This window comes from Falsirhodobacter deserti (assembly GCF_004015795.1).
Taxonomy (GTDB): domain Bacteria; phylum Pseudomonadota; class Alphaproteobacteria; order Rhodobacterales; family Rhodobacteraceae; genus Falsirhodobacter; species Falsirhodobacter deserti.
In genome coordinates, this window is sequence record NZ_ML137218.1 from 1,465,216 (window position 1) to 1,477,569 (window position 12,354).

Consider the following 12,354-nt stretch of genomic DNA (forward strand, 5'->3'; position numbering starts at 1 on the left):
CCCATTTGGCTGTGGGATCGGGGAGAAGCAGAACTCGTTAAGGTTTCTCACCGAGTGTCTGGTCATGCGGCTTATCAATCATTCCCCCCCGACCTACTCTCGGCGATCGGCATCGATCACCCTTCTGGCAATCCTTTTCCTCGGTCTTGCGGGCGTGCTGGTTGCGGGGATGTTTTCCTTTATGGGCGTTCGGCAGATCAATCATGATGCGGCACAGCGTGAAGCGGCATTTGCCCGGACAATGATAAGCTCTCTGCTGGAAAGCCAGCCAAGGGAACAGCGCAGTTCCGTCGTGTGGAACGACGCCGTTCTTCAAGTGCGCAAGCGAAACGAAGTGTTCATGCGCGACAACCTTGGCGTCTGGATGCAGGAATATTTCGGCCACGATCTCGATTTCATTGTCGATCCCGCAGGAACGCTCATCTATGCAGCTGCGAAAATGTCGACCGTTCCGGTCGATACGCAGGAACAAACGCTTCAGGCCATCCGGCCGCTGCTTGCCGAACTGTATGAGCTGGTGCTTGAGGCAGCCGATGCAGAGGAAGCCGGCAAGCTTTCCCGGACCGATATCGTCGATCTTGAAGATGGACCGGCGTTCATCAGCATAGTGCCCATCGTGCCGGAAAACGACATGATCCCCTTCCTGCCCAAGGCGACCTCGCTTCACGTCGCGGTCCGGCATCTGAATGCGGCTCTGGCGCAGAAAGTGGCCCAGCCCTTCCAGCTTGCCGATGCGCAGTTCAGCACATCGGTCGCAGCGACCCCGCGCCTTTCCGTGCCCGTTCTTGACGGCGCGGCGCGGGAAAGTTGGTTTTCCTGGGCACCGGACCGGCCGGGCCACGCGCTGGCGCGGGAACTGGCACCGACCGCCGCAATGGTTTCGCTCGTGTGCTTTGGGATGTTCCTGATGCTGGCCATCCGCCTGAACCGCACAACCAAGCAGCTGGCACGAAGCGAGCGGGACGCGAGGCACCGGGCGCATCATGATATGCTGACCGGCCTTGCAAACCGCGTGCTGCTGAAAGAACGCATGGAACAGGCGCTGCAGGACAATGCCCCCCCTGCCGGTGTGATCCTGGTCGATCTTGATGCCTTCAAGCAGGTGAACGACAATTATGGTCACCCGATGGGCGACAAGCTTGTTCAGCGGGTTGCGGCGCGCCTGCTTCGGGTTCTTGATGACGGCGCGACGGTTGCACGGCTTGGCGGGGACGAATTCGCGATCATCGTGCCCGATGTCGCGACCGAGGACGACCTTGCGCAGCATTGCCGCCGGATCGATGCGGAACTGTCGGAGCCTTTCCGCATCGACGGTCATTATTTCCAGATCACCGCCAGCATGGGTGCCGTCCATTCGGAAGCCTGCACCCGCACGAAGGATGAAATGATCCGCTGCGCCGACATCGCGCTTTACCGGTCCAAGAACGGCGGGCGGGCCCAGTTCACCCTTTACCATGGCAGCATGGATGATGCGGATGGCAAGAAGAACCGGCTCGCGGCTGATCTGGCGGTTGTGCTGACCAATGGCGGCGACGAGATCACGGTCCAGTATCAGCCGATCTTCGACAGGCAAGGCGCGCTGCTGGGGGCGGAAGCGCTTGCAAGGTGGCACCATCCCGATCTGGGGGAAATCTCACCCGAGGTGTTCGTGGCTCTTGCAGAAGAACGCGGCCTTATCGAAGGGCTTGGGCGGACGGTGCTGGCCAAGGCATGCCGTGCGGCCATGGAACTGGCTTTGCCGAAGGTGTCCGTCAACGTCTCCGCACTGGAGATTTCCCGTGCCGGCTATTCCGCGCAGGTTCTGGCGGTGCTGAGCGATCACGGCCTGCCCCCTTCGCGCCTCGAACTGGAACTGACAGAGCGGACGGCCATAAACCGTCGCAGCATTACGCAAAAGAACATCACGGCCCTGCGCGAAGTCGGCGTAACGATCGCCTTGGATGATTTCGGAACGGGGCATTCCTCCATCCGCTATCTTCGGGAGTTCGGCTTCGACCGGGTGAAGATCGACAAGTCGTTCGTGCAGCAGCTGGACTGCGATGCGACAGCCATGAGGCTTGTGCACACGATGATCGAGATGGCCTCCTCGCTTGGGATCGACGTTACGGCCGAGGGCGTGGAACAGGAAACGCAACTGGTTGTCCTGACGTCCCTGGGCTGCACGAGCTTCCAGGGGTATCATCTGGGACGGCCCATGAATGCAGAAGCGCTGGCACGCCTGCGCCTGGAACTGGAAAGCCCGTCGAAGGTGACCTATCTGTCCCCGCCGTCGCGTTCGATCGCCTGAACGACAAACCACAGTGCAATCAAGCAGAGGATGGTGGAGTCGAGGGGGATCGAACCCCTGACCTCGTCATTGCGAACGACGCGCTCTCCCAACTGAGCTACGACCCCAACGGCGAAATTTCTGCCCCATCGTCATTTGTCTGTCAACGGGGCAGAAAAGGCTTATTCGGCCGCGTCCTGATACGCCTCGATCGGCGGGCAGGTGCAGATCAGGTTCCGGTCGCCATAGGCGTTGTCGACGCGGCCCACGGACGGCCAGTACTTGTCCACCCGGAAGCTGCCTGCCGGGAAGCAGCCCTGTTCGCGTGGATAGGCGCGGGTCCAGTCGGCAACCAGATCCTCCACCGTGTGGGGGGCGTGCCGAAGAGGGGAATCATCGGCCGAGATTTCGCCCGCCTCCACCGCCTTGATCTCGTCGCGGATGGTCAAAAGCGCGGTAATGAAGCGATCCAGCTCTGCCTTGGTTTCGGATTCCGTCGGCTCCACCATCAGCGTGCCGGGAACGGGGAAGCTCATGGTCGGCGGGTGGAAGCCGTTGTCGATCAGGCGCTTGGCAATGTCATCTACCGTCACGCCCGCTTCGGCGAAGGGACGGGTATCAAGGATGCATTCATGCGCCACGCGTCCACGGTTGCCCATGAACAGCACCTGATACGCCCCGCGCAGCCGCGCCGCGATATAGTTGGCGTTCAGGATCGCCACGCGCGTTGCCTGCGCCAGCCCCTCGCCGCCCATCATCAGGCAATACGCCCAAGAGATCAGCAGGATCGAAGCCGAACCATAGGGAGCAGCCGAAACCGGCCCTTCATCCCCACCCGTTTCGGGGTGGCCCGGCAGGAACGGCGCCAGATGCGCCTTCACGCCGATCGGCCCCATGCCGGGGCCGCCGCCGCCATGCGGGATGGCGAAGGTCTTGTGCAGGTTCAGGTGGCTGACATCACCGCCGATGGCACCGGGCTTCACCAGACCCACCATCGCGTTCATGTTGGCCCCGTCGATATAGACCTGACCGCCATGCTTGTGCGTGATCTCGCACACCTCGCGCACGGCTTCCTCGAACACGCCGTGGGTGGAAGGATAGGTGATCATGCAGGCGGCCAGCTTGTCGCCCGCGGCTTCGGCCTTGGCGCGGAAGTCGTCGATATCCACGTCACCGTTGGGCGAGGATTTCACCACGACAACCTTCATCCCCACCATCTGCGCGGTGGCCGGGTTGGTGCCATGGGCCGACATCGGGATCAGGCAGATGTTCCGGTCCACGTCCCCGCGCGAGCGGTGGTAGGCCTGAATGGTCAGAAGCCCCGCATATTCCCCCTGCGCCCCCGAATTGGGCTGCATGGAAAACGCGTCATAGCCGGTGATGGTGCACAGCTTCTCCGCCAGGTCGGAGATCGCCTCGGCATAACCCTGCGCCTGGTTGACCGGCGCGAAGGGGTGCAGGCTGCCGAATTCCGGCCAGGTGATCGGCATCATCTCGGCTGCGGCGTTCAGCTTCATCGTGCAGGATCCCAGCGGGATCATCGCACGGTCCAGCGCCAGATCGCGATCGGCCAGACGGCGCATGTAACGCATCATCTCCGATTCCGCCCGGTTCATGTGGAACACGGGGTGGGTCAGGTAATCGGTCTGGCGCAGCATCGCCTCGGGGACGGAAGGTTCGGTTGTGGCAGGCGCGGCTTCCGTGATGCCGAAGGCGTCCAGAACGCGGGCGATCACTTCGTCATTCGTGGTTTCATCAAGGCTGATGCCGACGCGGTCGCGGCCCACCTTGCGCAGGTTGATGCCGCGGTGACGGGCCGCCGCCATGATGCCCTGCTGCCCCACGCCCACGCGCACGGTGATCGTGTCGAAGAAGGCGGAAGGCTGCACATCGGCCCCTGCCTCGCGCAGCGCATTGGCCAGCCGGACGGTGTTGAAATGCACACGTTCGGCAATCGCGCGCAGGCCCCGCGGGCCGTGGAACACCGCATAGAAGCTGGCCATCACCGCCAGCAGCGCTTGTGCGGTGCAAACGTTGGAGGTCGCCTTTTCGCGGCGGATGTGCTGTTCGCGCGTTTGCAGGGCAAGGCGATAGGCCTTGTTCCCACGCGCATCGATAGAAACGCCCACGATACGGCCGGGCATCGACCGCTTCAGCTCGTCCCGGCAGGACATGAAGGCCGCATGCGGGCCGCCATAGCCCATCGGCACGCCGAAGCGCTGCGAACTGCCTACGGCGATATCCGCGCCCATCGCGCCCGGCTCTTTCAGGATGCACAGTGCCAGCAGGTCGGTCGCCACCACGGCGATGGCCTTGGCGGCGTGCAGCGCCTCGATCTCGGCGATGAAGTCGCGCACTTCGCCGAAGGTGCCGGGATACTGGAAGATCGCGCCAAAAACGGCGTTCGCATCCAGCGTATCCGCCGGCCCCACGATCACCTCGATCCCCAGCGGCAGGGCGCGGGTGCGGATCACCTCGATCGTCTGCGGGTGGCAAGCTTCGTCCACGAAGAAGGCGCGGGCCTTCGATTTCGCGGCGCGTTCCGCCATCGCCATGGCCTCGGCCGCCGCCGTCGCCTCGTCCAGAAGCGAAGCATTGGCAACCGGCAGGCCCGTCAGGTCCGACACCATCGTCTGATAGTTCAGAAGCGCCTCAAGGCGGCCCTGCGCGATCTCGGGCTGATAGGGGGTATAGGCGGTGTACCAGGCCGGATTTTCCAGGATGTTGCGCTGGATCGCGGGCGGCGTGACCGTCCCGTAATACCCCTGCCCGATCAGCTGCGTCATCACGCGGTTCTTGTCGGCAACTTCGCGCATCCTTGCCAGCAGTTCATGCTCGGCCAAGGGGGCCCAGTCCAGCGGCTTGTCCTGCCGGATGGAGGCGGGGATCGTTTCCTCGATCAGCTGATCCAGCGAGGAAACACCGCAGGCGGCCAGCATCTCTTCCATCTCGGAAGGGGATGGGCCGATATGGCGGCGGTTGGCGAAATCATAGGGATCGTAAGCGACGGGCGTATAGGCCATGACAGTCCTGCCGTAAGAAAAGCGGGGGCACAGCGGCCCCCAGGATCAGCCGATAAGGTCGGCGTATTCGTCTTCGTCCATGAAGGTGTCCAGAACGCTCAGATCGTCCACCTTCAGCTTGAAGAACCACGCGCGTCCGGTCGGATCCTCGTTCACGAGGCCGGGGTTGGAGGCGAGTTCGTCATTCACCTCCACGATCTCTCCGTCGATGGGGGCAAGGATGTCCGAGGCGGCCTTGACGCTTTCGATCACGACAACCTCGTCACCCGTGGCAACCTGCGTTTCCACCTCGGGCATTTCGACGAAAACCACGTCGCCCAGCTGGGTCGCGGCGTGTTCGGTGATGCCGACGACGACATGATCGCCTTCAACGCGCAGCCATTCATGCTCTTCGGTATATTTCATGGGGAAGGTCCTTAACGTTTGTAGGATGCGGGGACGAAAGGAAGGGCGGCAACGGTGACGGGCAGACGCTTGCCCCGCACCTCGCCAAACAAGGGCGTGCCAACGGCAGCATGGGCAGAGGCGACATAGCCCATCGCGACCGGCTTGCCGACCGACGGGCCGAACCCGCCAGAGGTGACGGTGCCGACCGGCGTGCCATCAGCAGCAAACAGCGCCACACCCTCGCGCATCGGCGCGCGGCCTTCGGGCAGAAGCCCCACGCGAAGACGTTCGGGCCCTTCGGAAAGTTCCTTCACGATACGATCGTCACCCGCGAAACCGCCAGCGCGGCGCGATTTCTGGATGGCCCATGTCAGCCCCGCCTCGACCGGGCTGGTGCGATCGTCGATGTCATGGCCGTAAAGGCACAGCCCGGCCTCCAGCCGCAGGCTGTCGCGGGCACCAAGGCCGATGGGCGCAACCTTTTCCATGGCCAGAAGCGCACGGGCAAAACCATCGGCGCCGGCATCCGGCACCGAAATCTCGAACCCGTCCTCGCCTGTATAGCCCGAGCGGGAGATCCAGAGCGGCCCGAACAGCGTGTCGACGGTGATCACGTCCATAAAGCGCATCGCGGAAACCGCGGGAACCAGACGGGCCAGCGCATCTTCTGCCAGCGGACCTTGCAGCGCCAGAAGGGCGCGGCCTTGCACCGGCTGGACCTGATCGCCCAGATGAGCCGTCAGGTGGGCAATATCGGCGTCCTTGCAGGCGGCATTGACGACCACATAGAAATGATCGCCCCGGTTGGCGAACATCAGATCATCGCGGATGCCGCCCTGTTCGTTGGTCAGAAGGCCATAGCGTTGCCGCCCCTCGGCCAGCGCGGCAACGGATACGGGCATCAACGCCTCAAGCTCGTGCGCAAGGGCGTCCATGCCGGCACGCGGCTTCAGGATCACCTGCCCCATGTGGCTGACATCGAACAGACCGGCCTTTTCGCGGGTGTGCAGGTGTTCCGCCATCACGCCCTGGAACTGGACGGGCATTTCCCATCCCGCAAAGGGAACCATGCGGGCCCCATGTTCAACGTGAAGATCGTGCAGCGGAAGGCGTTGCAGGTCGGCCATGGGCACCTCTCGGTCATGTCAGGCCGGGGAATTACCGGCACCACTCGGACAGGCAGATCCCTGTCCCGCGATGCCCCCTCTGTCCCTTGCGCCTGAGATCGTTATCCCGTCGGCGGGCCGCGCGAAAACGGCCTCTCTCCAGAGCTTCGTGTCAGGCCGGTCCTTTTGCCTGAGAGTTTACCGGGGCGGTTGCTCCTTCGGCACCGGCGCGAACCGGCTTCTCCCTGACCTGATGGGCGCACGTCTAGCCAAGGGAAAACCGTCTGGCAAGAGATTTACAGCGCCCGCGACCCGCTTCATGATGCGCAGCGCAAACATGAGGATAACCGCAAGATGCATCTGGAGCTGCGCCACCTTCGCACCATCCGCGCCATCCACCGCGCCGGCGGACTTGCCCGCGCGGCCGAGATGCTGAACATCACCCAATCGGCGTTGTCGCATCAGGTGAAGGGCCTTGAGGATCAGGCGGGGGTCGAACTGTTTGTTCGCCGCACCAAGCCCATGAAGCTTTCGGCGGCGGGGCTGCGGATGCTGCGCCTTGCCGACCGCGTCCTGCCCGAGGTGGAGGCGCTGGGAGAAGAGTTTCGCGCCCTGCGGTCCGGCAAGACAGGGCGGCTGCACATCGCCATGGAATGCCATGCCTGCTTCGAATGGCTGCTTCCGGCGCTGGAAACCTTCCGCCACGAATGGCCGGATGTGGATGTGGACATCCGTGCGGGGCTGGCCTTCGATGCCCTTCCCGCCCTGTTGCGCGATGAAATCGACGTTGTCATCACATCCGATCCCGTCGCGATGGAGGGGGTGACCTTTCATCCGCTGTTCGATTACCAGCCAACCTTCATCTGTTCGGCCATGAACCCGCTGGCCAGCCGCGACATGATCGAGGCTGCCGATTTCCGCGACCAGCTTCTGATCCATTATCCCGTCGCCCGCGAAAAGCTGGACATCTTCACCGAACTTCTGACGCCTGCGCGGGTGGAACCCCGTGGCACGCGGGCGGTGGAACTGACGGCCGTGATCCTGATGCTGGTGGCGGCGGATCGCGGCGTATCCGTCATGCCCGACTGGGTCCTTCGCGAGGTACGCGAGCATCCGGATTACGCCCTGCTGCCCCTTTCCCCCGGCACGATCACGCGCACCAGCTATGCCGCGACGCGCACCGCCGACGACGCAAAGCCCTTCATGACCGATTTTCTTGCGCTGTCGGAATCGCAGTCGCTGGCGCTGCGGGACTGGAAGGGTGCGCTGATAGGCCGCAATCTTGCTGGCGCTGCGGCCCCTGCGGGTTTATGACCAAGGCACGCAAAGCGGAGGGATAGGATGACGGACGTTCAGAATGTCGTGAAGCCGGCCACGGCGCCGGCCTTATCCACGGCCTATCCTGTCATTCTTGCTGTCAGCCTGTGCCACTTCGTCAACGACGTTCTGCAATCTCTGCTTTCGGCCATCTACCCGATCCTGAAGGAAGACTTCTCGCTGGATTATTGGCAGATCGGGATGCTGACGCTGATCTTCCAATGCACCGCATCGCTGCTGCAGCCGGTGGTCGGCATCTATACCGATCGCAAGCCCGCGCCGATGTCGCTGCCCGTGGGCATGGCCTCCAGCTTCATGGGGCTGCTTGTTCTGGCATGGGCGCCCAGTTTCGCGATGCTGCTGGTCGGGGCGGCGCTGATCGGGATCGGAAGCTCTGTCTTCCACCCGGAGGCAAGCCGCGTGGCGCGCATGGCCTCGGGCGGGAAGTTCGGGGCGGCGCAGTCGATCTTTCAGGTGGGCGGCAATGCGGGCCAGGCGGCCGGGCCGTTGCTGGCGGCTTTCATCGTGGTGCCGTTGGGCCGGCCTTCTGTCGCATGGTTCTGCGTTCTGGCGGCACTGGGCATCGTCATCCTCTATCGCGTGGGCCTGTGGTACCAGGATTATGCGCGCACCAAGGGCCGCGCCCCGGTGGATCGCACGCTGCCCCTGCCCCGCAACCGCATCATCCTTGCGCTGCTGGTTCTGGCTTTCCTGACCTTTTCCAAGAACGCCTACACGGCCAGCATTTCCTCCTATTACACCTTCTACCTGATCGAGAGCTTCGGCGTTTCGACCCAGACCTCGCAACTGATGCTGTTCCTGTTCCTTGGCGCTGTGGCGGCGGGAACGCTGCTGGGCGGGCCGATCGGCGACCGCTTCGGCACCACAACGGTGATCTGGTTCTCGGTTCTTGGTGCGCTGCCCTTCACGCTGGCACTGCCTTATGCGGGGTTGATGGGCTCGGCGGTTCTGACGGTGATCATCGGCTTCATCATCGCATCCTCATTCCCCGCCATCGTGGTCACGGCGCAGGAACTGCTGCCGGGGCGCGTGGGCATGGTGGCCGGCATCTTCTTCGGGCTGGCCTTCGGGATGGGCGGCATCGCCGCGGCAGGGCTGGGCCTTGCAGCGGACGCTTACGGCATCCGCGCCGTTTATGCGGCCTGTGCCTGGCTGCCGGCGCTTGGCATCCTGACGGCCCTGCTGCCACGCCGGCACGAGTTCGCCCGCTGACCCCTTTTCTTCGGGCGGCCCTGCGGGTATACCCCCGCCCTTGAAAACAGGAGTCCCTCGGCATGCAAGGCAGCGCGAACCTCAACGTCATGATCAAGGCGGCCCGCAAGGCTGGCCGGTCCCTCGTGAAGGACTTCCGCGAAGTCGAGAACCTTCAGGTCTCCTCCAAGGGGCCGGGCGACTTCGTCACGAAAGCCGACCGCGAGGCTGAACGGATCATCAAGGAAGAACTGATGACCGCCCGCCCCACCTATGGCTGGCTGGGCGAGGAAACAGGCGGCGCCGACGGGCAGGACCCGACCCGTCGCTGGATCGTGGACCCGCTGGACGGGACCACCAACTTCCTGCACGGCCTGCCCCACTGGTGCGTTTCCATTGCACTTGAACACAAGGGCGAAATCGTCTCTGGCGTCGTGTTCGATGCCGCGAAGGACGAACTTTTCTGGGCCGAAAAAGGCGCCGGCGCCTGGATGAACGACCAGCGCCTGCGCGTGTCGGGCCGTCGCCAGATGATCGAGGGCATCTTTGCCACCGGCGTTCCCTTCGGCGGCCGCGGCACCCTGCCTGCGACGCTTCAGGATCTGGCACGGCTGATGCCCGTTTGCGCCGGCGTTCGCCGCTGGGGCGCCGCCGCGCTTGATCTGGCCTATGTGGCGGCCGGCCGCTACGACGGTTACTGGGAACGCGGCATCCAGCCGTGGGACATGGCTGCCGGGCTGGTCATCGTGCGTGAAGCAGGCGGCCTTGTGTCGGGGATTCGCGACGGTCAGGATCCGCTGGAAAGCGGTTCGGTCATCGTCGGCAACGAGGGCCTGTTCGAGCCCTTCCGCAAGGTCATCCGCGGCGAGTGACCTATCGCCGCAGCCCGCTTGCGCTTGCAGGGGGGCTGCGTCACAACCTGCGCCACGAACCCGTGGTGGCGCAGCGTGCCCTTCGGCATCCGCCGCCCTGTGCGATCTGGAGTAAGGAGGGGCGCCATGCCCGCATTACGAAGTCTGAAGGTCATGCTGGCCGCCGCCATCGGCGCACTTGCGTTGGTTGCGCTGTGGGTGGGCGTGCTTTCGCCGCTGATGGACAAGCGCGCGGCCGACCGCATCGGCTATGGCGATTACGCCCTTGAAACCACCGAAGGGACGACCTTCACCTCTGCCTCCCTGCCCGGCCAGGTGACGGCGGTGTTCTTCGGCTTCACCCATTGTCCCGATGTCTGCCCCACCACCCTTGGCGACATGATGCTGTGGCAGGACGAGTTGGGCGAAGCTGCGGACGATCTGCGCATCGTTTTCATCACGATCGACCCTGAACGCGACACCCTGCCGATGCTGAACGATTACGTCGGCTGGCTTCCGGGTGCCCTTGGCGCAACCGGCACGCCCGAACAGGTCAAAGCCGCCGAGGACGCGTTCCGCAACTTCTCGCAGAAGGTGCCGCTGGAGGGGGGCGATTACACGATGGACCATACCTCCAAGGTCATGGTGTTCGACCGCAACGGAGAGTTTGCCGACACCATTTCCTATCAGGAAGATCCGGCCAGCGCGGTGGCCAAGCTGCGGGTCCTGCTGACGGCATAAGCCAAGGCGCGGCGGATTCGCGTGCCGCGCATCTTGCGATAGAAGGGTGGATGGTGCTGCAAGAGAGGATTGAACTCTACGTTGACCCATATAAATCAATGACTTACATGCGATATTGGCACGCCGGAACGCACCAAATTTGGAACTAAAAAATGTTGCGTCACTTCCGTCTGCAATGTGCCAGATATGGCCACAGCGGAGCCTTGGCGGCAGATCTTCTGCGGGCACCCGATACACCTGGATGACAAGACCATCATCCTTCTAAGACTTCGCGACTTCGCGACGCGGCCGGTCCCACCAGCCATTCCTCAATTCAAGGCGAGTGGCGGTCGCGGATACATTGCAAGCGTCTTGGGGTAGCTGCCCCCCTTTTCAAGGCCAGCAGTCATCACCCTCCACGCTACTGAACCAGTCTGCGTAAGGCGTGTTCTTCGCCATCTTCCGGGTCAGGTCCGGTGCGCCACCGGACCACCAGACGTGACCCCGCTCGCCAAGATCGTGCTTGACCTGATCGACCGCACGGTGTGCCGCCGCTTCGCCATCTGCATCTCTGGCCGCCCGCGCCGCCTTCACCTCTCGCCGCGCATCCATCAGCGCGGCGACAAGGCGTTTTTGCTCTTCGTCCGGCAGGTTCGGGTTCGCGGCCCGCCACAGCCGACCGCGCACGATGATGTAGCGATGGTCAGGGGTCATCAGCGGCATGCCGAGATCATTCCACCAGGATCAGCTGGTCATCGCTCAATGGCCGCTGCAGCGCCTGCGCGATTCGCCAGTCGGCGGTTAGCCACATGTCGATCTCGTCCTGCGTGGTCAGGATTACGGGCATGGCCTTAAGGTGGATGGGCTTCACGACCTCGTTTGGTTCGCAGGTCAGGAAGGCGAAGAGTTCGTGATCTCCCGGTCGTGGGGTGCGGCCAGATCCGCGTGTGCCGCGCCACAGCGTCCAGATCCCCGCAAAGACAAACAGCGGGCGCGTGTCGTCGAGGGCAAACCAGTGCAGCGGCTTGCGCTTAATGGCGGGGTCAGGCTGCTGGCCGTATTCCGAGAAGGCGGTCGCTGGCACCACGCAGCGGTTCTCCACGCCCAGCCAGCGCCGCCAATGCGGGCTGGACGTATTGCGGATGTTGGTCACGCCGGTGTCCGGGGCATCCGGCGCCTTCAGGAACTGCGGCGGTGTCGGCATGCCCCAGGTCAGCCGTGCCAACTCGCGCCCCGCCTGCGTGTTGCGCACGACAGGCGCGGGCCGGTCCGGATAGACATTGAGCGCCGGCTCGAGGTTGCCGAGGCTGTCCTGCATCACGTCCACGATGTCCCGGATCGCCTGCTGGTTCGTGGTCACGTTATACAAATTGCACATCATCCGTCCTCCGCGCGGGCGTTTTCGCGCCCTCTCCTGCCGCAACGACCTGATCACGAGTGTGGTTCACCGGATTGACTTGAATACCGCAATG

General features: G+C 63.6%; 10 protein-coding genes, 1 tRNA gene and 2 riboswitches. Of the genes, 5 read left to right on the forward strand and 6 right to left on the reverse strand.

The annotated features are described in order from the left end of the window. Positions 1–64 precede the first annotated feature (64 nt). On the forward strand, positions 65–2,287 hold the full coding sequence (locus JX25_RS07320; RefSeq protein WP_128254381.1) for a putative bifunctional diguanylate cyclase/phosphodiesterase: 2,223 nt from the start codon (positions 65–67) through the stop codon (positions 2,285–2,287). A 31-nt stretch (positions 2,288–2,318) separates the two neighbouring features. Here JX25_RS07320 and JX25_RS07325 read toward each other — a convergent pair. The 4 genes from JX25_RS07325 to gcvT form a co-directional block, all read right to left on the reverse strand. Then, positions 2,319–2,394: transfer RNA gene (locus tag JX25_RS07325), tRNA-Ala, on the reverse strand. Between the two features lie 54 nt (positions 2,395–2,448). Then, a complete protein-coding gene (gcvP, locus tag JX25_RS07330; RefSeq protein ID WP_128254382.1) occupies positions 2,449–5,289 on the reverse strand; it encodes an aminomethyl-transferring glycine dehydrogenase in 2,841 nt (946 codons plus the stop codon). A gap of 45 nt (positions 5,290–5,334) precedes the next feature. After that, a complete protein-coding gene (gcvH, locus tag JX25_RS07335; protein WP_128254383.1) occupies positions 5,335–5,694 on the reverse strand; it encodes a glycine cleavage system protein GcvH in 360 nt (119 codons plus the stop codon). Between the two features lie 11 nt (positions 5,695–5,705). Beyond that, complete coding sequence (gene gcvT, locus JX25_RS07340; protein ID WP_128254384.1) at positions 5,706–6,803, reverse strand: glycine cleavage system aminomethyltransferase GcvT; 1,098 nt, start codon at positions 6,801–6,803, stop codon at positions 5,706–5,708. Positions 6,804–6,880: 77 nt separating this feature from the next. Continuing rightward, a riboswitch (glycine riboswitch) is annotated at positions 6,881–6,947 on the reverse strand. A gap of 3 nt (positions 6,948–6,950) precedes the next feature. Then, a riboswitch (glycine riboswitch) is annotated at positions 6,951–7,040 on the reverse strand. A 96-nt stretch (positions 7,041–7,136) separates the two neighbouring features. Between gcvT and JX25_RS07345 the strand changes: the two genes are divergently transcribed. The 4 genes from JX25_RS07345 (at position 7,137) to JX25_RS07360 (ending at position 10,903) form a co-directional block, all read left to right on the forward strand. Continuing rightward, entirely contained in the window at positions 7,137–8,096 is a 960-nt protein-coding gene (locus JX25_RS07345) for a LysR family transcriptional regulator (RefSeq protein ID WP_128254385.1), read from the forward strand. A gap of 27 nt (positions 8,097–8,123) precedes the next feature. Then, positions 8,124–9,332: an MFS transporter gene (locus JX25_RS07350; RefSeq protein ID WP_128254386.1), complete on the forward strand. Its 1,209-nt coding sequence runs from the start codon at positions 8,124–8,126 to the stop codon at positions 9,330–9,332. 62 nt (positions 9,333–9,394) lie between these two features. Continuing rightward, positions 9,395–10,183 carry an inositol monophosphatase family protein gene (locus JX25_RS07355; RefSeq protein ID WP_128254387.1) on the forward strand — a complete coding sequence of 263 codons (789 nt, stop codon included), beginning with the start codon at positions 9,395–9,397 and terminating at the stop codon, positions 10,181–10,183. A gap of 126 nt (positions 10,184–10,309) precedes the next feature. Continuing rightward, a complete protein-coding gene (locus tag JX25_RS07360; protein ID WP_128254388.1) occupies positions 10,310–10,903 on the forward strand; it encodes an SCO family protein in 594 nt (197 codons plus the stop codon). Between the two features lie 372 nt (positions 10,904–11,275). Here the strand turns inward: JX25_RS07360 and JX25_RS07365 are convergent, their stop codons facing one another. Together JX25_RS07365 and JX25_RS07370 are read right to left on the reverse strand one after the other, a co-directional pair. Then, a complete protein-coding gene (locus tag JX25_RS07365; protein WP_206611532.1) occupies positions 11,276–11,605 on the reverse strand; it encodes a hypothetical protein in 330 nt (109 codons plus the stop codon). 7 nt (positions 11,606–11,612) lie between these two features. Then, positions 11,613–12,260 carry an SOS response-associated peptidase gene (locus JX25_RS07370; protein ID WP_128255210.1) on the reverse strand — a complete coding sequence of 216 codons (648 nt, stop codon included), beginning with the start codon at positions 12,258–12,260 and terminating at the stop codon, positions 11,613–11,615. Positions 12,261–12,354 lie beyond the last annotated feature (94 nt).